Here is a 23,439-nt window from a genome sequence, read left to right as displayed (position 1 = left end):
CTACAACCGAGAGAAATCATTGAAAAGTGCAAGCCCCATTAGCAACACCAGCAATACCGCGCCGATGCGATAACTAACGTCTTGAACTCGCTCGGAAACCGGCCCGCCCTTCAGCTTCTCAATCGCTAAAAACAGCAGATGTCCGCCATCCAGAACTGGCAACGGAAACAGATTGATTATCCCCAAATTAACGCTGATGAGCGCCAAAAACATCAGGAAGTAAATCAGTCCATACCCCGCCGACATCCCCGCCCCCTGGGCGATGGAAATCGGCCCACTGAGGTTGTTCAGTTTTACGTCACCGGTTATTAATTTCCCCAGCATGTTAACCGTCAGCTTCATAAGCTGCCAGGTTTTCCCTACGGCTTCTGCTACTGCGGTAAACGGCCCATACTGGCGTACTGTTTTATACTCATCGGGCAAGGGAATCACATTGGGTATTACACCAACAAATCCCTGCGCCTTGGTTTTCGCCGCACCAGGTTTTGTATCTGGTATCAGCGTTAAAGACAAGAAGCTCCCTTGTCTTTCAATATCAACGTTGAGTTCGCGCCCGGGATTATCACGAACCAGCGTGGCAAACGTTACCCACTTTGTTAACGTCTGCCCCCCGACTTTAACGATCCTGTCTCCAGCTTGCAAACCCGCTTTTGCGGCCGCCGAATGCGGCTGTACCTCGGCAAGCGTCAGTTCAATTACTGGCCCACGCGGCTGCATACCTAATGAAGTGACCGGATCCTGCTTATCTGGATCAAAGTGCCAGTTACGCAAATCAACGCGTTTTTCACTGCGGGCATTTTGCCCAAACGGCGCAACGTCAATTTGCACTGACTCATCGCCTATTTTGCTCATCAGCGCGAGACGCACGGCGTCCCAATCAGGCGTTTCGATACCATCGATAGCCTTAAGTTCCATTCCCGGCGCAATTTGTGCCTGCGCGGCAAGCGAATTGGGCGTTATTTCACCAATCACTGGCCGCACGCCGGGGACGCCAATCATATACACCAGCCACCAGGCAAATGCGGCAAATAAAAAATTAGCGATTGGACCGGCGGCAATAACTCCCGCGCGCTGAGCAACGCTTTTATTATTAAACGCCCGATGCCTTAACTCCGGCGCCACAGGCTCAACCCGCTCATCCAGCATCTTAACGTAGCCGCCCAATGGAATAAGCGCCAGGACATACTCCGTTCCCTGTTTATCCACCCGGCGATAGAACGCCTTGCCAAACCCAATTGAAAAACGCTCAACTTGCACGCCACAGCGGCGGGCAACCCAGAAATGACCGAATTCATGCACGGTAATTAAGATGCCTAATGCAACAATAAAGGCCGCCAGATTCCAGAGCAGGCTCAGCATACTTTTCTCAACTTAAATCGTCTGAAAAACCAGCAATAATAAACAGGCGAATACAGGCACCGCCGCGGTCAGGCTATCGATACGATCCAGAATGCCGCCGTGGCCTGGTATCAGATTGCCGCTGTCTTTGATCCCGGCTTCACGTTTAAACATGCTTTCCGTCAAATCGCCTAATACAGAGGCTAAAGCAGCAACAATGGAGCAGGTTAGCAATACGGAAAGAGCAACATTCAGATGTGCTAAATAGCCAAAAAGCCAGGCGATCGCCGCCGACGTTAAGAGACCACCGAAAAAGCCTTGCCAGGTTTTGCCCGGTGAAACTTTTGGCGCCAGCTTATGTTTACCAAACATTTTACCGAAGATATATGCACCGGAATCAGCGCTCCATACCAGTAACATCACGTATAAAAGCCATAGCGCGCCGGTATAATGATTAGTTTCATAGTGCCAGTTGCGTAAAACGATCATGCCCCAGAAAAAAGGCACTATCGTCAGCACACCGAAGAGAAGGCGTAAGAGACGTGATTTCCGCCATAAAGCGGCGGAAGACGGATAAAAGAAGACCAGCAGCAACGCGACGATCCACCATCCGAGAGAAGCCCATAGCGTCCCTTCTATCACCGGCAAGCTGGCGCCGTGACGATATTCTGGCAGCATTAACATCATCGCCGCCAACAGCAATCCACACAACAGAGCCAGCCAGATACGCTGCCCGCGCTGCGCGAATCCGCTCAATTGCCCCCACTCCCATGCGGCAAGCATGCATACAGCGAGCGTTACAATAGCAAACCCAACGGGAGGTAACCACAGCAATGCGGCTATCACCACGGGAATTAAAATTAAAGCAGAAATCAGGCGATACTTCAGCAAAAGCTCCCCCCATCAGGCAAGATTGCCGTCCGGTGTCGTGCCGCCAAAACGTCGCTCTCGATTAGCAAAGGCATGCAGCGCACCTTCAAAGTCTTGTTCATCGAAATCAGGCCAGAGAACATCAGTAAAGTAAAGTTCAGCGTAGGCTATCTGCCACAGCAAAAAGTTACTGATACGGTGCTCTCCCCCTGTCCTAATCACTAAATCCACGGGAGCCAGTTCATTCATGCTGATGTGCTGACTTATCGTCTCTTCATCTATTCCGTCAGGTTGCAGCATCCCCTGCTGCACCTTCTCGGCCAGACGCCTGACGCCCTGGACTATATCCCACCGGCCACCGTAGTTGGCGGCAATATTCAGCGTTAGCCCCGTATTCTGGCCAGTTAGCGCTTCCGCTTTCTGGATACGCTCCTGCAAGCGCGTATTAAACCGGCTGGTATCGCCAATAATACGCAAACGCACATTATGGCGATGCAGGCTTTTCACCTCGCTGTCCAGAGCCCAGACAAACAGCTCCATTAGCGCGCTCACTTCCTGCGCCGGACGGTTCCAGTTTTCGCTACTAAACGCATACAGCGTTAGTGCATCGATTCCATTATTCGCCGCGAAAGAAACCGCGCGTCGAACTGATTTCGCTCCGGCCTTATGGCCAAAGACTCTCATCTTCCCTTGTCTTTTCGCCCAACGGCCATTGCCGTCCATAATGATGGCAACATGGCGTGCGCCATGCGCAGGTATGGTTTCGCTCAATGGTTGGTTAGCAGACAACATAACGCGTTTAATTTCCCTGATAAGGATTAAGCGGTTCTCAGGAATAAAGAAGCCTTCTCGTGAAAAAACCGTGATAAACCACGGCGTTATTCCCTTTACCGTTACAATTAACGGTTGTCGAGTGGCGCTGACTATATCACCTCAGCCGGGCGCTCACAAATAGCGGCGCACTCCCGGCATGGTTTTCTTATTCACCATACTGCGCGATAAGTTGCTGCGCCAGGCGGCGCGCCTCAGCGTCAATCACCAGCACATCATCTACGGTCTGAGGCTCATTCGCGTTACACGAATCCAGCACGGCCTGATTGAGCGCTGCGATATCGGTAAAGCGGATACGCTGCGCCAAAAATGCAGCCACCAGTTCTTCATTGGCAGCATTCAGCGCCGTTGTCGCCGCCTGCCCTTGCTCACTGGCAGCAATCGCCAGCTTCAGGCATGGATAACGCGTAAAATCAGGTGCCTGAAACGTCAATGCGCTTATCTGGCAAAAATCGAGCGCCTTTACATCAGCGTGCACGCGCGCGGGCCATGCCATCGTATGAGCGATCGGGGTACGCATATCCGGCTCCCCAAGCTGCGCAAGCACGCTGCCATCCCGATAACGCACCATGGAATGAATCATCGACTGCGGGTGTATCAGCACTTCCATTTGTTCGGCGGAAGCGTTAAATAGCCAGCGGGCTTCAATATATTCGAGACCTTTATTCATCATAGTGGCGGAATCAACGGAGATTTTACGCCCCATTGACCAATTCGGATGTCGGCAAGCTTGCTCCGGCGTAATAGACGCCATCGCAGACAGCGGAGACTCGCGAAATGGGCCACCAGATCCGGTCAGAATAATGGAGTCAACCCCATTATCCCTGAGAGAAGCGTATCCCAGCCGCCGCTGAATTGTTTCGGGCATACTCTGAAAAATCGCATTATGTTCGCTATCAACGGGCAAAAGTTGGGCGCCGCTCTGCTGTACCGCCTCCATAAACAGGCGTCCACATGTGACCAGCACCTCTTTATTGGCCAGTAATACTCGCTTTCCCGCCCGCACTGCCGCAAGCGTGGGCAGCACGCCTGCCGCACCGACAATAGCCGCCATAACCTGGTCGACGTCATCCAGAGACGCTATGTCACACGCGGCCTGCTGCCCGCTCAGTACCGTAGTTCGGCTACCCGACTCCCGCAGGCGTCGGTGTAATTCACCGGCGCTTCGCTCATCGTTCATTACGGCATAACGCGGCTGAAACTCCAGGCACTGCTCCAGCATACGCTCAATATTCGTTGCAGCGACCAGTGCGGCCACCGCAAAAGCGCCTGGATTATGACGGACAACATCAAGCGTGCTGCAACCAATCGACCCGGTTGAACCCAGCAGAGTTAACTGTTTCATCGAATGCCTGAACTCCCGAAAACGTTTCGCGCCAGCAGCGCTGCAAAAAGCAAAACGCCGTAAGAAAAACCGCGTCATCGGCTTTCCTGTACGGCGTTTCGAATTAAACCACTATCAGAACTGCATCAGTTCTTCTTCTTTATCCGCCAGCGCCGCGTCAACCTTTTTAATCGCCGCGTCGGTCAGCTTCTGAACGTCATCCTGCGAACGACGTTCATCATCTTCGCTAATTTCTTTATCTTTCAGCAAAGCTTTCACTTTGTCGTTCGCATCGCGGCGAACGTTACGCACGGACACCCTCGCCTGCTCTGCTTCACCGCGCACAACCTTAATCAGATCTTTACGGCGCTCTTCCGTTAACGGTGGCAGCGGTACGCGGATATCGGTACCCGCAGAGCTGGGATTGAGCCCCAAATCGGAGGTCATGATCGCTTTCTCGATAGCCGGTGACATTGAGCGATCGAAAACGTTAATTTTTAAGGTACGGGAATCTTCTACGGTGACGTTTGCTAACTGGCGCAGCGGCGTCGGCGTACCATAATATTCCACGGTAATACCATCAAGCAGGCTGGGAGAAGCGCGGCCAGTACGCACTTTGCTAATCTGATTTTTAAACGCTTCAACGCACTTATCCATGCGAACTTCAGCGTCTTTTTTGATGTCGTTAATCACGTTATAAATCCTTGAAAACTGTTTGTCGGGCAGCCTGGGGCAATACGCAGCGCGCGCGTAAAACCTTGCAGCTAAGTATAGCCCGGCCGGCTGCCTGAATGAAAACCGGGTATTAAAGCAGAATCTTACCCCGATTCGCTAAAAACGAAAATTAATCCGCGATTAGCGTACCTTCTTTTTCGCCCATAATTACACGGCGCAGTGCGCCGGGCTTGTTCATATTAAAGACGCGAATCGGCAAACCGTGATCGCGAGCCAGCGTAAATGCAGCTAAATCCATGACTTTTAGCTCTTTTTCCAGAACTTCCTGATAAGTGAGCTGTTCATGCAGCGTTGCATTCGGGTCTTTAACCGGATCGGCCGAATAGACACCGTCCACCTTCGTCGCCTTCAGTACAATATCTGCTTCGATTTCAATGCCGCGCAGGCAGGCGGCGGAATCCGTGGTAAAAAACGGATTTCCAGTACCCGCAGAGAAAATAACTACCCGACCATTACGTAGCAGGCTAATCGCCTCTGCCCAACTGTAGTTATCGCAGACGCCGTTCAGCGGGATGGCCGACATCAGACGCGCATTAACGTAAGCGCGATGCAGCGCATCTCGCATCGCCAGGCCGTTCATTACAGTCGCCAGCATCCCCATATGATCGCCCACCACACGGTTCATCCCGGCTTTAGCAAGCCCTGCCCCGCGAAACAAGTTACCGCCCCCGATGACAACGCCGACCTGAACCCCGAGCTCCACCAGCTCTTTCACTTCCTGAGCCATACGGTCCAGTATGCTCGCATCAATACCGAAGCCTTCAGTGCCTTGCAGCGCTTCGCCACTCAGTTTGAGTAGAATGCGTTTGTATACGGGTTTTGCATTGGTAGCCATGTTTCTTTCCTGGAACAGTGAACGAATAGGACGATTATATTGACGGCATTTGATGCCGTCTTTGTCTCCGGAGCCGGGGGCGCTTATATCAAGCAGCATTTATGTAACGGCACACGACGTGAGTAGGGCGCCAGGCCCGGCATACGGCAAACTACACGCGATACAGCCACCTCTCGTATAGGCTGGCGTATTCCGGACAAAAAGGAGCCGCCCGTAGGCGGCTTCTTATTAGGTAACTATCAGGAAGATTTAGACATTGCCGCAACTTCAGCAGCAAAATCGGTTTCTTCTTTTTCGATACCTTCGCCAACTTCAAAACGCGTAAAGCCAGTGACTTCAGCGTTATGCTCTTTCAGTAGCTGGCCAACCGTTTTACTCGGATCCATGATGAATGCCTGGCCGGTCAGAGAAACTTCGCCGGTGAATTTCTTCATGCGGCCTTCAACCATTTTCTCTGCGATTTCTTTCGGCTTACCGGACTGCATAGCAATATCCAACTGGATCTGATGTTCATGTTTTACAACATCAGCAGGTACATCTTCCGGCTTCACATATTCAGGCTTAGAAGCAGCAATATGCATAGCGACGTGTTTGATCAGCTCTTCATCAGCGCCGGTTGCGGCAACCAATACGCCAATACGCGCGCCGTGCAGGTAAGAGCCCAGCGCTTCGCCTTCCAGAATAGAGATGCGACGGATATTGATGTTTTCACCAATTTTCGCCACCAGCGTCGTACGCTGCTCTTCAAAGCGCGCCTTAAGTACATCAACGTTGCTGATGCGCTCTTCCAGCGCAACGGCGAGAACTTCTTCGCCAAACGCTTTAAAGCCAGCGTCTTTCGCAACGAAATCGGTTTCACAGTTCAGCTCAAGGATAACGCCGTATTTGTAATCGATACCGGTCAGAATGATACCTTCAGCAGCAACGCGGCCCGCTTTTTTCGCAGCCTTCGCCTGTCCGGATTTACGCATATTGTCGATAGCCAGCTCAATGTCGCCATTCGCTTCGACCAGCGCTTTTTTACATTCCATCATGCCTGCGCCGGTACGTTCGCGCAGCTCTTTTACCAGGGAAGCGGTAATTTCAGCCATTATGAATTCCTCGGTTATCTCAGGGGGAGATATGACCTGCCCGGTCATAAGACCAAACAGATTAAAAGAAAAAGGGAGCCTGAGACAGGCCCCCTAACCAAACTATTTCATACCTGGTTAATAAGGGCTCACCCCTTTGCACGTTAACGTCTGATGCGTAAACCACCCGTTTCCAATGCGTTATTAACGTAAAGACACCGGTGGTTTTCGTCTGTTCGTGAGTTAACCTGACCAGGGTATGCCAGCAAACCTTATTACTCAGCTTCTACGAAGCTTTCTTCAGCCTGGGTTGCCAGATCCTGAGAACGACCTTCACGTACAGTCGTCGCTACCGCGCTCAGGTACAGGGTCACGGCGCGAATTGCGTCGTCGTTGCCCGGTACAACAAAGTCAACGCCATCCGGATCGGAGTTAGTATCAACAATAGCAAATACCGGGATACCCAGGTTGTTTGCTTCTTTGATAGCAATGTGCTCATGGTCAGCATCGATAACAAACAGTGCGTCCGGCAGGCCGCCCATGTCTTTGATACCGCCAAGGCTGTTTTCCAGCTTTTCCAGTTCGCGAGTACGCATCAGCGCCTCTTTTTTGGTCAGCTTTTCAAACGTACCATCCTGAGACTGAGTTTCCAGATCTTTCAGACGCTTAATGGACTGACGAACGGTTTTCCAGTTAGTCAGCATGCCGCCCAGCCAGCGATGGTTCACGAAGAACTGATCGCAGCTATTTGCCGCTTCTTTTACCGCTTCGCTTGCTGCGCGCTTAGTACCGACGAACAAAATTTTGCCTTTACGGGACGCGATTTTGTGCAGTTCAGCCAGAGCGTCATTGAACATCGGTACGGTTTTTTCAAGGTTGATGATGTGAACTTTGTTACGCGCGCCGAAGATGAACGGTTTCATTTTCGGGTTCCAGTAACGGGTCTGGTGACCAAAGTGAACACCAGCCTTGAGCATATCGCGCATGGAAACAGTTGCCATGTTAAAACCTCTATATAAAAGTTGGGGTTATGCCTCCACGTATCCCATATCACCGACCCCACAGGGCACCCCGGAATATGTGTCGATACGTGTGTGTTATACACAAAGTGAGTTTTCAGCTTGTGCACACAAAATCCAGGTACACAAGTCCGGCGCGCTTTATATCATAAAGTGTAACATAAGGCTAATTATTGTTATCCTCACGGAGGTATCGTTATTCCCGATTTGGCACCTTACGGCGGCCCTGATAACATTGCCGCCACTTGCTTAATTATTGTCGAAAACGACCTCAGCGGACCCTGATGTATGGCTATCTCAATTAAAACCCCGGAAGATATTGAAAAAATGCGCGTTGCTGGCCGACTGGCCGCCGAAGTGCTGGAAATGATCGCGCCGCACGTAGTACCTGGTGTTACGACAGGGGCGCTCGATAAGCTGTGCAACGACTGGATTGTTGAGCATCAACACGCCGTTTCGGCCTGTCTTGGGTATCACGGTTTTCCGAAATCCGTCTGCATTTCCGTAAATGAAGTCGTCTGTCACGGCATTCCAAGTGACGATAAGCACCTTAAAGAAGGGGATATTGTCAATATTGACGTTACCGTGATTAAAGATGAATTCCACGGTGACACCTCCAAAATGTTTATTGTTGGGAAACCCACTATCCTCGGTGAACGCCTGTGCCGTGTGACGCAGGAAAGCCTGTATCTGGCATTGCGGATGGTGAAACCCGGTATTCCCCTGCGCAGCCTGGGCGCCGCTATTCAAAAATATGTTGAGGCAGAAGGTTTTTCCGTGGTCCGCGAATATTGCGGTCACGGTATCGGGCGAGTCTTTCACGAAGAACCGCAGGTACTACACTATGACGCCGACGACGGCGGCGTCATTTTGCAACCCGGCATGACGTTCACTATTGAGCCAATGGTTAACGCCGGGGATTACCGCATCCGTATGATGAAAGATGGCTGGACGGTAAAAACCAAAGACAGAAGCCTGTCCGCGCAATATGAGCACACGATTGTGGTTACAGAAGACGGTTGTGAAATATTGACGCTACGGGAAGATGATACTATTCCAGCCATTATTTCTCACAGCGCGCCGCAGTAAGCTCGGTTAGGTAAGGCCAAATATCAGCAGGCGGCGGCAACCCCTGCCCCGCCGTGATATCCAAGCGCCGTTTTCTTACCAACTGTGAATCGACAGGGTATTATTTCGACAATATCTCCAGCCAGCGCTCGCTGGCTACAGCGTGAGGCGGGCCGAATATGAGTCACTATCTCCCCGAGCAGCACCCTAACGCGGCCACACCCACACTGCCAGGACAACCGGATAATCCCGGCAGCTGGCCTGAAAACGATTTACACCGCGAGCAAATTTGTCGCCATCTTGATACTTTTCAACGCTGGTCCGGCGAGGTGTTTGATAAAGGCGTGCCCGTTGATCGCCTGCTTAATGCTCGCAGCGAATTTATCGATCAATTACTTCAGCGTCTGTGGATATATTATGGCTTCAGCGACGCCGCCGATTTAGCGCTGGTAGCCGTTGGCGGCTATGGGCGCCGCGAGCTACATCCTCTTTCCGATATCGACGTGTTGGTGCTTAGCCGCGAGCCACTCCCGGCCGCTCATGCTCAAAAAGTAGGTGAATTAATCACCTTACTGTGGGATCTGCGCCTGAATGTCGGTCACAGCGTCCGCTCGCTGGAGGAATGCCTTCTCGAAGGCCTGGCCGATCTGACCGTCGCGACTAATCTGATTGAATCTCGCCTGCTGATTGGCGATGTCGCTCTGTTCCTTGAAATGCAGAAATACGTTTTTAGTGACGGCTTCTGGCCCTCGGAAACGTTTTTTTCCGCAAAAGTGGACGAGCAAACTATGCGCCATCAGCGCTATCACGGCACCAGCTACAATCTGGAGCCGGACATTAAAAATAGCCCTGGCGGGTTACGCGACATTCACACCTTGCAGTGGGTTGCACGCCGACATTTTGGCGCCACGTCTTTAAATGAGATGGTTGGTTTCGGCTTTTTAACCGCAGCCGAACGCAACGAACTCAACGAATGCCAGCATACCCTTTGGCGCATTCGCTTCGCCCTGCATTTGACGCTCAGCCGCTACGATAACCGACTGTTATTCGACCGGCAGCTTAATGTTGCCCAACGCCTTCAATATCAGGGCGAAGGAAATCATCCTGTAGAACGGATGATGAAAGATTTCTACCGCGTCACGCGCCGCGTCAGTGAACTCAATAACATGCTACTGCAGCTTTTCGACGAGGCGATTCTCGCCCTGCCGGCCGACGAGAAACCGCGCCCTATCGACGATGACTTTCAACTGCGCGGCAGGCTAATTGACCTGCGCGATGAAACGCTATTTGTCCGCGAGCCGCAGGCTATTTTGCGGCTGTTCTACACGATGGTGCGCAATCGCGATATCGATGGGATTTATTCCACCACGCTGCGCCAACTTCGTCACGCTCGCCGCCAGTTAACGCAGCCGCTATGCTACCTACCTGAAGCCCGAACTCTATTTTTAGCTATGTTACGTCATCCTGGTATGGTGCGCCGGGGATTACTGCCGATGCATCGTCATAGTGTGCTGGGGGCTTATATGCCTCAGTGGTCGCACATTGTCGGTCAAATGCAGTTTGATTTATTCCACGCCTACACCGTGGATGAACACACGATTCGCGTATTGCTGAAGCTTGAAAGTTTCGCTGATGAGGCTACCCGAGAAAAGCATCCGCTGTGCGTTAATCTCTGGCCGCGCCTCAACCATCCGGTGCTTTTGTTTATCGCCGCATTATTTCACGATATCGCTAAAGGACGCGGCGGCGACCATTCCGTGCTTGGGGCGCAGGATGTCACGATTTTCGCCCAGCTCCACGGATTAAACTCACGTGAAACCCAGCTTCTAGTCTGGCTGGTGCGTCAGCACCTGTGCATGTCCGTTACGGCACAGCGTCGGGATATCCAGGATCCGCAGGTGATTGCGCAATTCGCGCATGAAGTACAAACGGAAAGCCGTTTACACTATTTAACCTGCCTGACCGTCGCCGACATTTGCGCAACCAACGAAACACTCTGGAATAGCTGGAAGCAAAGCCTGCTGCGCGAACTTTACTTTGCCACAGAAAAACAGCTTCGACGCGGGACCGGCAATACGCCAGATATGCGGGAACGCGTGCGCCACCATCAGCAGCAAGCGCTAGCGCTACTGCGAATGGAAAACATTGATGAAACCGCTTTGCATCATATTTGGGGCCGCTGCCGGGCCAACTATTTCGTACGTCATACTCCCAATCAGCTCGCCTGGCACGCGCGCCATCTGCTGGCGCACGATCTTAGCACACCGCTGATTGTGCTTAGCCCACAGGCTATCCGCGGCGGCACGGAAATTTTCATCTGGAGCCCCGACCGACCCTATTTGTTTGCCGCAGTATGCGCAGAGCTGGATAAACGTAACCTGAGCGTTCATGACGCCCAGATATTCACCACCCGGGACGACATGGCAATGGATACATTCATCGTTCTGGAGCCAGACGGCACGCCGCTGTCCGTAGATCGACACGATCAAATCCACAGCGGGCTGATGCATACAATCACACAAAGTGTCTGGCAGCCCCCTCAGCCCCGCCGTCGCTCCATGCGCCTGCGCCACTTTCACGTCGCCACTGAAGTCACCTTTTTGCCCACCCACACAGAAAGACGTTCCTACCTGGAACTGGTGGCGCTCGATGCGCCAGGCCTGCTGGCCTATATCGGGCAAATCTTCGCGGATCTGGGCATCACGCTACACGGCGCGCGGATCACTACCATAGGTGAGCGCGTGGAAGATCTCTTTATTTTAGCGACAAGCACGGGCGAAGCGCTGGATGCGACGCTTCAGCACGAAGTCTATCAACGGTTGACAGAAGCCCTTGATCCAAACGATAAAGGGTAAGTTTTTTTATTTATTGAACTATTGGGAAAGAAAGAACAATGCAGCAGCTACAGAATGTCATCGAATCCGCCTTTGAGCGTCGCGCAGACATCACGCCAGCCAACGTCGATATCGTTACCCGCGATGCCGTTAATCAGGTTATCGCAATGCTCGATAGCGGCGTACTGCGCGTTGCAGAGAAAATTAACGGCCAATGGACGACCCATCAGTGGCTAAAAAAAGCCGTCCTGCTGTCTTTTCGCATTCATGACAATCAGGTCATGGAAGGCGCGGAAAGCCGCTACTTCGACAAAGTACCGATGAAATTCGCCGCTTATGATGAAGCGCGGTTTCAAAAGGAAGGTTTTCGCGTCGTACCGCCTGCCGCAGTTCGCCAGGGCGCCTTCATCGCACGCAACGCGGTGCTGATGCCTTCTTACGTCAATATTGGTGCTTACGTTGACGAAGGCACTATGGTTGATACTTGGGCCACCGTAGGCTCCTGTGCGCAAATTGGTAAGAATGTACACCTGTCCGGCGGGGTGGGCATTGGCGGCGTTCTGGAGCCGCTGCAGGCCAATCCAACCATCATTGAAGATAACTGCTTTATTGGTGCCCGTTCTGAAGTAGTTGAAGGCGTTATCGTTGAAGAAGGCGCGGTTATCTCTATGGGCGTTTACATCGGCCAAAGCACCAAAATTTACGATCGTGAGACCGGGGAGGTTCACTACGGCCGCGTCCCCGCGGGGTCCGTTGTCGTTTCCGGCAACCTTCCCTCCAAAGATGGGAAATATAGCCTGTACTGCGCGGTTATCGTGAAAAAAGTAGATGCGAAAACGCGTGGCAAAGTTGGCATTAATGAACTCCTGCGTACTATCGACGCATAGCCCTTTCTCCTCCAATCAGGCACGGTTTTAAAACATCGTGCCTGTTATCTTTTCCAAAATCTTGTCGTTTGCTTCCGGCTACTTTCGAGGATAGCTGATATAAATCTCTTTTTTGTAGCCGCACGCTTACTCCATCTGCGCTTTTATTACTTCGCTCGCATTAAATTAAGTAAAAATGCGCTCGCCTGCCACCGTGGCTTTTGCCACGCGTTGATAGCTAACTTCGCTTTCATTTAATTTTTAACAGTAATAGTTTATTTAGTAAATGATATGTTAATTTAGTACAATCAATGAGTTATATATATTATCTTTTATCGAATTTTATTGACACCACCCATTTTGTAAGGTTATATTACAAAACGTGTCCAAAGATGGCGCGTCTTTCCTTAAATTAGTCTTATATATATAGGATTTATAAATGAAAAATACCCTAAAAATTGCTCTTTTGGCCGCAGTATTTTCTACACTGACGGGTTGCACAGGCAGCGTTTATAATAAAGAAAAAAATTGTGACTACGACTACCTGCTACACCCGGCTATTTCTATTTCTAAAATTATCGGCGGTTGCGGCCCGGTCGCTAAATAATTTTATTTTGGTAACATTAACCGGCCTGATGGCCGGTTTTTGCTCTCTTCTCAGGCGGCTGTTTTCTAAGAAATTGCTATTGGGCCGTTGTTTATAATAATGGCGACCAATATATATGCATTACACGCAGAAATTAATATTTATATAAACAGGATTAAATAATACAGTTATGCCTTTATATAAATCTTGTATTAACTTCCATGGTCAGCCTGTAATAATTGTATTAACGCCGCAGGAAAAATCACTTATTAAAATTGAGATATAAAGCCACCAATAACAAACTATCATCACGCTATAGTGTTCAGAAGAATAAATAAAAACCAACTCTCATTTTTTAGCAAACAAACGCCATCAACTATCTTCCGTTTAGTTTACACAAATTTTGATTTACGGATCATGATAAGTGCTAACCTGAAAAAGGTTCACATCTGGCTAAAAATGGCTGCTACATATGCTTCACCGTTGCCTTCACATGATAAATGCCGTGATTCTTGTAATCGGGGTGGAAAAAGGGGTCATTTACGCTATCTATTTATAATAGCTATCACCACAACGTTAAGAGGAAGGCAATGTACAAGAACCTAAAAAGTTTAGGAATTTCAAACCCACAGGATATTGACCGCTACAACCTGCGCCAGGAAGCAAATAACGATATCCTAAAAATTTATTTTCAAAAGGGTAAAGGAGAGTTCTTTGCTAAAAGCGTAAAATTTAAATACCCACGCCACCGCAAAACGATCACCGCACAGGAAACTACGCATGGCTATAAAGAAATTCACGAAATCAGCCCAAATTTACGCGCTATTATCGATGAACTGGACCAGATTTGCCGACGCGAGCACAGTGAAATCGATTTGAAACGTAAAATTCTCGACGATCTTCATCACCTTGAAAGCGTTGTTACTAATAAAATCAGCGAAATTGAAGCAGATCTGGAAAAGCTGACGCGAAACTAACTGCTATCAGGGCTGGAGCAGCCGGCCCATTTCACTTTACTTCTCATTCCCTCCTTTGAAAAAAACATATCAATATCTTTCAGATTTAGATTTAGATTTAGATTTAGATTTAGATTTAGATTTAGATTTAGATTTAGATTTAGATTTAGATTTAGGTTAATAATAAAACCACTGCCACAAAAAGCATTTATTAAGCGTTCATCAGCCTGCGATATAAACAACCATTAGTATTTATAAGTTATCATAATTATTGATTGGCTCACCTATTCTTTCTCTTTGTATAACGACTCCTGCCACGGTGATTATTTTTTACCGGCCTGTGGCAGGAACCATTTTCTTATTATAAGGAGAGCCAGCATGGCTAATTTCTTTGAGTTATATGATATTAATAATGATGTTTATGCGCCAACCGGCGACCCAAAAGTAGGTTATCCACAATTATGCATTCGCACCAATCGAACCGCCCAGCGTTCCGATTTAGAAGCCGTGGTAAAAATCGCGGATGACGCGGCGAATCAATTTCCCCCGGAAGATAAAGAAGGGCGTAAAAAAGCCGTTTTTGAAGTGCTGACTCAGGCCTTTGGCGGCGGCGGCTTTGGACATTCATGGATAATCTTTTTCCATAGTAATAAAAAAGGCGATTGCACAACTTACTGATTTCATGAAGGTTTTGGCTTCGTCAAAAATGGCACGGCTTCTAATCAAAACGACAGCCCGGAGCGTAAATTCCATTTGCAGCGCTGCGTGCCGCTAACTGACCCTAATAAACAGCCGGATATGCTGGAAAAAACGGTCATTCATGAACTCATTCAAAACAGCCTAACGATTGCAGAGTTAATGGGAATGGAAGTGGACACGCCAGAAAACGGTGCCTATACGCCTATTAGCAATTGTTCATGGTTTGCCGGGCAGGTCTGGAATTACGCAACCGACGAAAATCTGGTATTTGAGCAGCAATTTGACGGTAAAGCGCACGCCGATGATTGGGGCATGGATTTTCTAGCCAATGTAACCTCTATCGCCGATCCGGGCATGGTGGCGGAAAGTCTGGCGGCGCCAAAAATAGCCGGTAACCGGGCATAATCCAAACCGCAGCGTAATATCGCCCGAAATGACTGCGTATTGGTAATGTCCTAAGGCCTAACTGCAAATGAAATACAGCAAGCAAGGCTATAACGTTTAATTTGAAGCTAACAAAGTCGTCTTTAAATATAAGGCGACTTTGGCTAACACCTGCAGACGGAGCGCATACAACCTTTTTTTATATGCCATTCGACGAGAAAAAGAAAAAAGGCCGCAAAGCGGCCTTTTACAAACATCAGGTTATAATAGCGCTACTCGCGCTTTACTGCATTATTAAGTAAATGGAAGCGTCACCACGCTGAATATTCAGCGCCAGTACGGACGGCTTGCTATCCAAAACTTTACGTAGTTCAGCAATATTCTCCACCGGCTGCTGGTTTGCACCGATAATAATATCGCCTTTTTTCAGACCGATACGCGCCGCTGGCGTGTTTGGCTTAACGATATTGACCACTACACCTTTTTGTTTATCACCGCGATTACTCAGCTCAGCGCCTTCGATACCGTTAAATACGCTGGCGGAGTCCACCTGAGTCTGCGTACTTTGCTGCAGTTCGAGATTTACGGTAACGGGTTTGCCATCGCGCAGAAGTCCAAGCGTAATTTTACTACCAACCGGCATGCTGCCAACTTCCGCTCGCAGCGCAGAGAAGCTATTAATCGCCTTACCGTTCATGGATACAATCACATCACCGGCTTTTACGCCCGCTTTCGCCGCTGAGGACCCGGCCGTTACCTGGCTGACAAAAGCACCGCGCTGCGCGTCGGCTTTCATCGCCTTCGCCAGGTCTGAATTCAGCTCATAGCCTCTGATACCAAGCTCACCTCGGCGCACCTGACCATATTTGACCATCTGCTCCGACAGGCTTTTCACCATATTACTTGGGATGGCGAAACCAATACCGATATTGCCGCCGTCCGGTGCCAGAATCGCCGTATTAATGCCAATAAGCTCGCCGTTTAAGTTAACCAGCGCACCGCCAGAGTTACCGCGGTTGATAGCGGCATCGGTCTGAATAAAGTTTTCGTAGTTTTCTACGTTCAGCCCGCTACGCCCCAGCGCCGAAACAATACCTGACGTCACCGTTTCGCCTAATCCGTAAGGATTACCGATAGCAACGGTATAATCCCCAACGCGCAGGGAGTCAGAATCCGCCATTTTAATCGCCATTAAGTTTTTTGGCTCTTTCAACTGAATCAGCGCGATATCCGAGCGCGGGTCTTTACCCACAACTTTAGCGTCGAATTTGCGCCCGTCGCTAAGCTGCACTTTAATCGTGTTCGCGTTATCCACCACGTGGTTATTAGTCACCACATAGCCTTTTTCGGCATCAATAATCACACCCGAACCCAGCGCCATAAATTTTTGCTGCTGGCGTGGCCCGGCGCCGCCCTGGCAAAGCGGTGAACTCTGGAAGGGAGACCCTTCCTGGCAGAACGGTGAATCATCACCGAAAAATTGCTGGAAGTTGCGCGGCATACGCTGCGTATTAACCGTAGTACTCCCTTCTACGTTAATACTCACCACCGATGGCATTACTTTTTCCAGCATCGGCGCCAGGCTTGGTAACTGCTGTGACGTAGAAGCGGAAGAAGCGGTCTCAGCGGCAAGAACGGACGCGGGGCCCATCGCCAAACCCAGACTTAAAGCCAGTGCACTCATTGCTAACGTGGTTTTTTTCATGTCTCTATTTGATCCCAATTGTCCGAATACAAGCTGTGTTTATTGACGTTAATGAGAGTCAATTTATAGCGCGAAGTTCCCGCGTAAAGGTTATGGAAAAAGTAAAAAAATATTGTTCTTCTTTACAAAGCAAAACGTTATGTCACCGCCATTAGCCGCCGATACTCATCCCAGGCATAGAGATCCGTCATACCGCTGATATAGTCCTGGATTAAACGGCAGCGATAGTAAAACTCCCAAATCGCAAACGCCTCCTCGCCTGATTCACGTTCGCGTAGCGCCTCAATGGCTTCAATGTAAGCAAGGCAATGTTTCGTTGAGAGTTTATGATACAACCGTGCTTCAATAGGGAAACGCCGCCCCTGGCTGCCCTGAACAATCTCCGCAAACGCCGCCTGCGGTAAAGCCAGCAACGCGCCGTAAATATCCAGCAAACCGGTTATCACGCGGTAGCCCTGTAGCTCCAGTTGTTCAACGTCAGGGTGGCTAAACACATAGCGTCCGGCGATATACTTATACAAATCAAGAAGCTGGCCGAAGGAGCTATCATCCTCCAGCAGGGCATGATTGAACGAGCCGGCGTAGATTTCATCAAGGTTATCGATAAAGCGCTGCGCGGCCCAGGGAACCAGCTTATTCAGCGTATTCACGCGTAAATACATAAAGAACTGATCTTCCGCGCTGCGCTGCATTTGGTTGGCGCGGGACTTCTCCCACGCATCCTGCACCACCTGCGCAAAAAGATCCTCTGGCGCATGCTGCCCCCAGCGATCGTGAAGATGCTGATAAAGCCGCTCTACGCTGAAGATATTCTTTTCTACCGCATCTTCGAGATCGGCCACGCAGTACGAGATATCATCCGCGGCTTCCATTATCCAGGTGAGCGGAAACCGGCTGTGTTGCTCCATAGATAAAGCTTCGCGCAAACGCGCGATATACGGCGCTTCAGATAAATAAAAGCCCGGTTTTTTCATTAAATAGCTGTGCGTCGCAGGCGGTGTGTCCGCGTACCAGGCCGGACGAGTATATTTTAAAATGCAACCCACCTGTGCCCACGTTAAATTCATACGTAATAGGGTATGTACCAGGCGAATTCCCTGAGCATTACCTTCAAAATGGCACAAATCCTGGCGAACCTGGGTGCGCAGTTCGTTTATTCCATCGTCAGGTGCCACGATTCGTAAATACGGTACGATGCAGCGTGAGTCGGCCTGCGCATCCTGCGTATCGTCCGGGAACAGGCGCTGACAAAACCAGTCGTTGATCGCCGCCTCACCGAAGTGCCCGAACGGCGGATTACCAATATCGTGCATCAGGCACGCCATCTCGACGACGCTTTCAAAAGGGCCGCACAATTCATCCAGCCCATATTCATCCAGCTTGCCTGCTTGTTTCAGGCGCCCTAATATTTCGCGGGCGATATAACGCCCTACCTGCTGCACTTCCATTGAATGCGTCAGCCGCGTGCGCACCGCCGCATTGCGCTCCAGCGGAAAGACCTGGGTTTTCTGCTGCAGGCGTCGAATAGCCGGCGAATTAATAATCCGCCCGCGATCGCTTTCAAAGATCTGTGAAATTTCAAGTTCGCTTTTCTCACCCTGCGGTGAGCGAAAACGACGATGCCAGTTAATCTTCCTGCGAAAATCGATGCCACCCATATCCCTCTCCAGTCTTTTGCGATGATGCATGCCCCACGCCTGGCGCACTTTTGTTTTGCTACACCTGCAAACGGCACAATTGCGCTATGACAACGCAATGCGACAATTATTTACCGTCCGTTCGCCATGATAGACTATCCCGCACAATCCACCTATTAGCGAGAATTCCCATGAAAGTTGGCATCATTGGCGCAATGGAAGAAGAAGTCACCCTACTGCGCGACAAAATTGAAAACCGTCGCACCTTGCAGCTGGCCCATTGTGAAATCTACACCGGTACCTTACACCAGGTTGAAATCGCTTTATTAAAATCAGGTATTGGCAAAGTCTCCGCCGCTATGGGCGCTACGTTATTGCTGGAACACTGCAAACCCGATGTAGTTATCAATACCGGATCTGCAGGCGGTCTGGCCTCCACGCTGAACGTTGGGGATATCGTAGTATCTAATGAAGTGCGCTACCACGATGCAGACGTCACGGCATTCGGCTATGAATACGGCCAAATGGCGGGCTGCCCCGCCGCGTTTCCCGCCGATGAAAAACTGATTAACATCGCACAGAGCTGTATCGCCCAATTAGACTTGCATGCAGTACGCGGCCTTATTGTCAGCGGCGATGCCTTTATTAACGGTGCCGAGAATCTGGCCCGTATTCGCCAGCATTTTCCACAGGCTGTCGCGGTAGAAATGGAAGCCACTGCTATCGGCCACGTCTGCCACAACTACGGCACGCCGTTTGTGGTAGTGCGCGCTATCTCTGACGTCGCGGATAAAGCTTCCCATTTAAGCTTTGATGAATTTCTGAGCGTTGCGGCGAAGCAGTCCAGCCTGATGGTGGAATCGCTGATTCAAAAACTGGCTCATGGTTAAAGCCGCTCTCCGGCGCGCGCTGGGCGCGCTGTTGATAAGTATCCCGGCGTGGCTCCCTGCTGCGCCTCGGGTCATATCATTATCTCCGGCCAATACCGAACTTGCTTTCGCCGCCGGCATCGTTCCTGTCGCCGTCAGCGAGCATTCTGATTATCCCCCGGCGGCGCTGCCCATTGAGCGCGTCGCTAACTGGCAAGGTGTCGACAGTGAGCGTATTTTGACGCTAAAACCCGACCTGATTCTCGCGTGGCGGGGCGGTAACGCCAGGCGCCCGCTAGATCAACTTGCCAGCCAGGGCATTCGCGTGCTCTGGCTGGATCCCAATAGCGTGGAAGATATCGCTAAAGCGCTGCGTGAGCTCGCAGCGTGGAGCCCGCACCCGGAACAGGCCCTCCGAGCGGCGGATGAGCTGCTGGCGCAGTGGCAGGCATTGAAAACGCGCTATCGCGGCGCGCCCTCCCAAAAAGTATTCGTCCAGTTTGGTGATAAACCGCTCTTCACCATGGCTGATGGAACACTCCAGCAAACGATTTTGCACGCCTGCGGCGGTATCAATATTTTTCAGGGCTCCGCAATACCCTGGCCCCAGGTCAGCCGGGAGCAGGTACTTATTCGCCATCCGGATGTCATAGTAAGCCCCGGAGCGCCACCGCGCGCTGCGGCCATCGGACAATTTTGGGGGCGTAATTTAACGGTTCCAATTATCGTCCTTAATGAGGACTGGTTTGAACGTGCCGGCCCGCGTATTATCCTTGCCGCTCAGGCGCTTTGCGAAGCGCTGGCGCACAAACCATCTCACTGAGGCGCATATCATGCTGGTTTATTGGCTGGATATTATCGGAACAGCGGTGTTTGCCGTGTCAGGCGTATTATTAGCGGGAAAACTGCGCATGGATCCGTTCGGCGTGCTGGTGCTGGGCGTGGTCACGGCAATAGGCGGTGGAACCATTCGCGATATGGCGCTGGATAACGGCCCGGTTTTCTGGGTAAAAGATCCCACCGACCTTATCGTTGCGATGGTCACCTGTATGGCAACTATCGTACTGGTGCGCCAGCCCCGTCGCCTGCCAAAATGGATAATGCCCACGCTCGACGCCGTCGGCCTGGCCGTATTCGTCGGCATCGGCGTCAATAAAGCCTTCCTTGCTGGCACAGGGCCGCTCGTCGCCATTTGTATGGGCGTTGTTACCGGCGTCGGTGGCGGGATTATTCGCGATGTGCTGGCGCGAGAAGTTCCAATGATCATGCGCACCGAAATCTATGCGACGCCGTGTATCATCGGCGGCATTGTTCATGCGACCGCCTGGCAGGTTTATAACCTGCCGCTCGATCAGGCCAATATGCTGGGCGTGTTTGTTACTCTAACCATTCGCCTGGCAGCGATTCGCTGGCATCTAAAATTACCCACTTTCGCCTTAGAAGACAGGCCATAAGCGGTAGATATTTCCCTCACCTGCCTCTTTACTTCAACGCGTTGACAGCTCAACTGGCGGTTCGCCTGAAAATAAGGATGGCCTGCGCCACGTTTGCCCTGGCGCTATATCTCATCAGGCAAAAAGATTGGGGAGATTAGTGTATTTATTAATGAGGAAATACGGGGTGGCTATGGAATAGCATAACGCCAGCAATGATTAGCTGGCGTTGATTTATTACTTATTCATCTATCAACTGTGCATTAATCGGCTATTGCCCCACAGGCTAAAGTCATTGCGTACCGGAGAGCTAAAAGCGCTCCCCGGCTATGTGCGCAGCGCACCGCCTACGCCGCCAGAGCATTAAACGCTGAACGATGAGCCGCATCCGCAGGTGCTTTTTGCGTTCGGATTGGTAACGATAAAGCGCGAACCTTCCAACCCTTCCGTATAATCGACAGAGCCACCCACCAGGTATTGCAGGCTCATGGGGTCGACAACCAGCGCCACGCCCTGCTTTTCGATAGTCATATCGTCGTCATTCACTTTATCGTCGAAGGTGAAACCATACTGAAATCCGCTACACCCTCCGCCGGTAATATATACGCGCAGTTTAAGATTCGGATTATCTTCGTCCGCGATAAGATTTTTTACTTTACTGGCCGCCGCATCGGTAAACTCCAGCGGCAGTGCTACGTCATCACTCATTTTTAGCTCCCAACGAAGACGGGTATCGGATAAAAACCGACAATTATCGCCATTATCCGATACCCTGGTAAATCGTTCAAGTATTCTCCGATATAATGGCGCTATGCGGCACGATCCGCCGCTTCTCGCTGCTCCTTTGCTATAGTCCGCGCCAGAATAGTCGAATATAACGGCTTCCCGCCCAGAAATTGGGCCAATAGCGTCGCTCCCAGGCAGGTAATTATCATAGGCAAGATAAGCTGATAGTTGTTCGTCATTTCCAGTACTAACACAATACCGGTAATTGGCGCCCGCACCGAAGCCGCCAGCAGCGCACCCATACCGGCAATGGCAAACGTACCTGCCTCCAGGTGATATCCCGGAAACCAGTGCATACAGGCCATGCCAAACGCGCTGCCGAGCAGCGTTCCCAGCGCCAGCATCGGCGCGAAAATCCCTCCCGGCGCGCCGGAAGAGAAACACAGCACGGTGGTAATGATTCTGGCAATGAAAATAAATAGCAGCATACCAACGCTAAAATTACCCGCTGCAGCGATAGGGATTAGGCCGAAGCCACCGCCGGCTGCTTCCGGCTCGATAAAACTCAAAACCCCGCATACGCCGCCCAATAAACCGCCGATCAGCACCCATGGAGCCGTGCGTCCGCCGTGGATGCGCTGGAACATATCCTGCGCCCTCAGCAACAGCTGGTTAAACAGCGGCCCCAGCACCCCAAACAGAGCGCCCAACGCGAGATATAGCCAGAGAGTATGCACCGGCGCGTTGCTCAATTGCCCGACTGCAATCACCGCCCCTTCGCCGTTGAAAATGCGAAATACCACGCTGGACATAATCACGCCGGTAAACACCGCTTTAATCGAAATCAGGTTATAGCGAAACTGCGGTCGCATCTCTTCGATAATAAACAAAATGCCGGCCAGCGGCGCATTAAACGCCGCGGATAACCCCGCAGCCGCGCCGGTCGCCAGCACCGTATGGCGCGCTTCAGGGCTACGCATCCGACACAGATCCAGCACCATGCGCCCAACATTGCCGCCGAGCTGCACGGTCGGCCCTTCCCGACCAAGCACCATTCCTGCGCCCAGAGTGCCCATTCCGCCGATAAATTTAACCGGCAATACGCGCCACCAGCGCACCGGACGCAGCTCTTCCAGTGCACCTTCAATTTCAGGGATGCCGGAACCCCCGGCTTCGGGCGCAAATCGCCGCACCAGCCAGTAACCCAGCATGGCCAGCGCCATCGAAAATAAAAACGCCAGCGGCCAGACCAGCCACGCATTATCCGCAGCGCTCAGCAGCGCTGAAAAACGCCAATTTTGCACGCTGTTTACGGCTTTCTCAAACGCTACGCCCACCAGGCCAGCCAGCGCGCCAACGATTGCCGCCATTAACAGGACCGCCAGAGGCGTTTTATCACGCTGAATTAAACGACGTACTGCGTCACCGCGCCGCAGACGTACCAGCCGCCGATAGCCGCCAGGTGGGGTTTCCGGATTCATAACACCTTCATTTCCAGGTATGATAAAACGAGGCGGATATTCTACCCGCTCACACCGTTGACGTCCCAATGAAAAACGCTGACAAGTAGGGTGTAGCGCCGCGCAAAACTTTTACAACGCCGCAGGAAGCCTTAGAATAACCGGTTATCTCCCATTACACGAATCAGGAGCCG

22 protein-coding genes are annotated in these 23,439 nt (G+C 51.1%); 10 read left to right on the top strand and 12 right to left on the bottom strand.

Annotation, left to right across the window (positions count from 1 at the left end; all coding sequences use genetic code 11):
• The 8 genes from rseP to rpsB all read right to left on the bottom strand — a co-directional run bounded on the left by rseP (nt 1) and on the right by rpsB (nt 8,004).
• On the bottom strand, nt 1-1,359 hold the full coding sequence (rseP, locus tag SFA31_RS07540; RefSeq protein WP_322837430.1) for a sigma E protease regulator RseP: 1,359 nt from the start codon (nt 1,357-1,359) through the stop codon (nt 1-3).
• Between the two features lie 12 nt (nt 1,360-1,371).
• The gene (gene cdsA, locus SFA31_RS07535; RefSeq protein ID WP_322837429.1) at nt 1,372-2,229 is read right to left on the bottom strand and encodes a phosphatidate cytidylyltransferase; all 858 of its coding nucleotides are present in this window, start codon (nt 2,227-2,229) and stop codon (nt 1,372-1,374) included.
• Between the two features lie 12 nt (nt 2,230-2,241).
• Nucleotides 2,242-3,000 (bottom strand): (2E,6E)-farnesyl-diphosphate-specific ditrans,polycis-undecaprenyl-diphosphate synthase, encoded by a 759-nt coding sequence (ispU, locus tag SFA31_RS07530; RefSeq protein WP_322837428.1) that lies wholly within the window; start codon nt 2,998-3,000, stop codon nt 2,242-2,244.
• A gap of 187 nt (nt 3,001-3,187) precedes the next feature.
• Nucleotides 3,188-4,384 carry a 1-deoxy-D-xylulose-5-phosphate reductoisomerase gene (gene ispC / locus SFA31_RS07525; RefSeq protein ID WP_322837427.1) on the bottom strand — a complete coding sequence of 399 codons (1,197 nt, stop codon included), beginning with the start codon at nt 4,382-4,384 and terminating at the stop codon, nt 3,188-3,190.
• Between the two features lie 114 nt (nt 4,385-4,498).
• Nucleotides 4,499-5,056 carry a ribosome recycling factor gene (gene frr / locus SFA31_RS07520; RefSeq protein WP_322837426.1) on the bottom strand — a complete coding sequence of 186 codons (558 nt, stop codon included), beginning with the start codon at nt 5,054-5,056 and terminating at the stop codon, nt 4,499-4,501.
• A 151-nt stretch (nt 5,057-5,207) separates the two neighbouring features.
• Nucleotides 5,208-5,933: a UMP kinase gene (pyrH, locus tag SFA31_RS07515; protein WP_322837425.1), complete on the bottom strand. Its 726-nt coding sequence runs from the start codon at nt 5,931-5,933 to the stop codon at nt 5,208-5,210.
• Between the two features lie 239 nt (nt 5,934-6,172).
• On the bottom strand, nt 6,173-7,024 hold the full coding sequence (gene tsf / locus SFA31_RS07510) for a translation elongation factor Ts (protein ID WP_322837424.1): 852 nt from the start codon (nt 7,022-7,024) through the stop codon (nt 6,173-6,175).
• 254 nt (nt 7,025-7,278) lie between these two features.
• Complete coding sequence (rpsB, locus tag SFA31_RS07505; protein WP_322837423.1) at nt 7,279-8,004, bottom strand: 30S ribosomal protein S2; 726 nt, start codon at nt 8,002-8,004, stop codon at nt 7,279-7,281.
• A 306-nt stretch (nt 8,005-8,310) separates the two neighbouring features.
• On the opposite strand from rpsB, the gene map reads away from it, so the two are divergent.
• From map to SFA31_RS07470, 7 genes are all read left to right on the top strand, one after another.
• Nucleotides 8,311-9,111, top strand: coding sequence for a type I methionyl aminopeptidase (gene map, locus SFA31_RS07500; RefSeq protein WP_322837422.1), 801 nt, complete (start codon nt 8,311-8,313; stop codon nt 9,109-9,111).
• A gap of 158 nt (nt 9,112-9,269) precedes the next feature.
• On the top strand, nt 9,270-11,945 hold the full coding sequence (gene glnD / locus SFA31_RS07495) for a bifunctional uridylyltransferase/uridylyl-removing protein GlnD (protein ID WP_322837421.1): 2,676 nt from the start codon (nt 9,270-9,272) through the stop codon (nt 11,943-11,945).
• Between the two features lie 38 nt (nt 11,946-11,983).
• Nucleotides 11,984-12,811, top strand: coding sequence for a 2,3,4,5-tetrahydropyridine-2,6-dicarboxylate N-succinyltransferase (dapD, locus tag SFA31_RS07490; RefSeq protein ID WP_322837420.1), 828 nt, complete (start codon nt 11,984-11,986; stop codon nt 12,809-12,811).
• A gap of 418 nt (nt 12,812-13,229) precedes the next feature.
• Nucleotides 13,230-13,397: a YhfL family protein gene (locus SFA31_RS07485; RefSeq protein ID WP_322837419.1), complete on the top strand. Its 168-nt coding sequence runs from the start codon at nt 13,230-13,232 to the stop codon at nt 13,395-13,397.
• Between the two features lie 569 nt (nt 13,398-13,966).
• Entirely contained in the window at nt 13,967-14,353 is a 387-nt protein-coding gene (locus tag SFA31_RS07480) for a DUF3461 family protein (protein WP_322837418.1), read from the top strand.
• A 357-nt stretch (nt 14,354-14,710) separates the two neighbouring features.
• Nucleotides 14,711-15,010, top strand: coding sequence for a hypothetical protein (locus SFA31_RS07475; RefSeq protein ID WP_322837417.1), 300 nt, complete (start codon nt 14,711-14,713; stop codon nt 15,008-15,010).
• 87 nt (nt 15,011-15,097) lie between these two features.
• Nucleotides 15,098-15,436, top strand: a complete 339-nt coding sequence (locus tag SFA31_RS07470; protein WP_322837416.1) for a hypothetical protein — start codon at nt 15,098-15,100, stop codon at nt 15,434-15,436.
• Between the two features lie 262 nt (nt 15,437-15,698).
• Here SFA31_RS07470 and degP read toward each other — a convergent pair whose 3' ends face one another.
• Together degP and dgt are read right to left on the bottom strand one after the other, a co-directional pair.
• Nucleotides 15,699-17,120 (bottom strand): serine endoprotease DegP, encoded by a 1,422-nt coding sequence (gene degP / locus SFA31_RS07465; RefSeq protein WP_322837415.1) that lies wholly within the window; start codon nt 17,118-17,120, stop codon nt 15,699-15,701.
• Nucleotides 17,121-17,257: 137 nt separating this feature from the next.
• Nucleotides 17,258-18,778, bottom strand: coding sequence for a dGTPase (dgt, locus tag SFA31_RS07460; RefSeq protein WP_322839326.1), 1,521 nt, complete (start codon nt 18,776-18,778; stop codon nt 17,258-17,260).
• Nucleotides 18,779-18,948: 170 nt separating this feature from the next.
• On the opposite strand from dgt, the gene mtnN reads away from it, so the two are divergent.
• The 3 genes from mtnN to SFA31_RS07445 are packed head-to-tail and all read left to right on the top strand — an operon-like array spanning nt 18,949 to nt 21,080.
• Complete coding sequence (gene mtnN, locus SFA31_RS07455) at nt 18,949-19,647, top strand: 5'-methylthioadenosine/S-adenosylhomocysteine nucleosidase (protein ID WP_322837414.1); 699 nt, start codon at nt 18,949-18,951, stop codon at nt 19,645-19,647.
• The gene (gene btuF, locus SFA31_RS07450; RefSeq protein ID WP_322837413.1) at nt 19,640-20,449 is read left to right on the top strand and encodes a vitamin B12 ABC transporter substrate-binding protein BtuF; all 810 of its coding nucleotides are present in this window, start codon (nt 19,640-19,642) and stop codon (nt 20,447-20,449) included. Before mtnN ends, btuF begins: the two co-directional genes overlap by 8 nt.
• Nucleotides 20,450-20,459: 10 nt before the next feature.
• Nucleotides 20,460-21,080, top strand: a complete 621-nt coding sequence (locus SFA31_RS07445) for a TRIC cation channel family protein (protein ID WP_322837412.1) — start codon at nt 20,460-20,462, stop codon at nt 21,078-21,080.
• 342 nt (nt 21,081-21,422) lie between these two features.
• On the opposite strand, the gene erpA is transcribed toward SFA31_RS07445, so the two are convergent.
• Both erpA and clcA read right to left on the bottom strand, forming a co-directional pair.
• A complete protein-coding gene (gene erpA, locus SFA31_RS07440; RefSeq protein WP_322837411.1) occupies nt 21,423-21,767 on the bottom strand; it encodes an iron-sulfur cluster insertion protein ErpA in 345 nt (114 codons plus the stop codon).
• Nucleotides 21,768-21,868: 101 nt separating this feature from the next.
• Nucleotides 21,869-23,266 (bottom strand): H(+)/Cl(-) exchange transporter ClcA, encoded by a 1,398-nt coding sequence (clcA, locus tag SFA31_RS07435; protein WP_322837410.1) that lies wholly within the window; start codon nt 23,264-23,266, stop codon nt 21,869-21,871.
• Nucleotides 23,267-23,439: the final 173 nt, after the last annotated feature.

Origin of the sequence: Erwinia sp. HR93 (genome assembly GCF_034555055.1) — a bacterium.
GTDB lineage: Bacteria > Pseudomonadota > Gammaproteobacteria > Enterobacterales > Enterobacteriaceae > Apirhabdus > Apirhabdus apintestini.
This window is presented reverse-complemented; position numbering and strand designations above follow the sequence as displayed.

Coding starts and splice junctions, on each gene's coding strand:
- rseP (WP_322837430.1), bottom strand. CDS start 1,359: ATGCTGAGCCTGCTCTGGAATCTGGCGGCCTTTATTGTTGCATTAGGC.
- ispU (WP_322837428.1), bottom strand. CDS start 3,000: ATGTTGTCTGCTAACCAACCATTGAGCGAAACCATACCTGCGCATGGC.
- ispC (WP_322837427.1), bottom strand. CDS start 4,384: ATGAAACAGTTAACTCTGCTGGGTTCAACCGGGTCGATTGGTTGCAGC.
- pyrH (WP_322837425.1), bottom strand. CDS start 5,933: ATGGCTACCAATGCAAAACCCGTATACAAACGCATTCTACTCAAACTG.
- tsf (WP_322837424.1), bottom strand. CDS start 7,024: ATGGCTGAAATTACCGCTTCCCTGGTAAAAGAGCTGCGCGAACGTACC.
- rpsB (WP_322837423.1), bottom strand. CDS start 8,004: ATGGCAACTGTTTCCATGCGCGATATGCTCAAGGCTGGTGTTCACTTT.
- map (WP_322837422.1), top strand. CDS start 8,311: ATGGCTATCTCAATTAAAACCCCGGAAGATATTGAAAAAATGCGCGTT.
- glnD (WP_322837421.1), top strand. CDS start 9,270: ATGAGTCACTATCTCCCCGAGCAGCACCCTAACGCGGCCACACCCACA.
- dapD (WP_322837420.1), top strand. CDS start 11,984: ATGCAGCAGCTACAGAATGTCATCGAATCCGCCTTTGAGCGTCGCGCA.
- SFA31_RS07485 (WP_322837419.1), top strand. CDS start 13,230: ATGAAAAATACCCTAAAAATTGCTCTTTTGGCCGCAGTATTTTCTACA.
- SFA31_RS07480 (WP_322837418.1), top strand. CDS start 13,967: ATGTACAAGAACCTAAAAAGTTTAGGAATTTCAAACCCACAGGATATT.
- SFA31_RS07475 (WP_322837417.1), top strand. CDS start 14,711: ATGGCTAATTTCTTTGAGTTATATGATATTAATAATGATGTTTATGCG.
- degP (WP_322837415.1), bottom strand. CDS start 17,120: ATGAAAAAAACCACGTTAGCAATGAGTGCACTGGCTTTAAGTCTGGGT.
- dgt (WP_322839326.1), bottom strand. CDS start 18,778: ATGGGTGGCATCGATTTTCGCAGGAAGATTAACTGGCATCGTCGTTTT.
- mtnN (WP_322837414.1), top strand. CDS start 18,949: ATGAAAGTTGGCATCATTGGCGCAATGGAAGAAGAAGTCACCCTACTG.
- btuF (WP_322837413.1), top strand. CDS start 19,640: ATGGTTAAAGCCGCTCTCCGGCGCGCGCTGGGCGCGCTGTTGATAAGT.
- SFA31_RS07445 (WP_322837412.1), top strand. CDS start 20,460: ATGCTGGTTTATTGGCTGGATATTATCGGAACAGCGGTGTTTGCCGTG.
- erpA (WP_322837411.1), bottom strand. CDS start 21,767: ATGAGTGATGACGTAGCACTGCCGCTGGAGTTTACCGATGCGGCGGCC.
- clcA (WP_322837410.1), bottom strand. CDS start 23,266: ATGAATCCGGAAACCCCACCTGGCGGCTATCGGCGGCTGGTACGTCTG.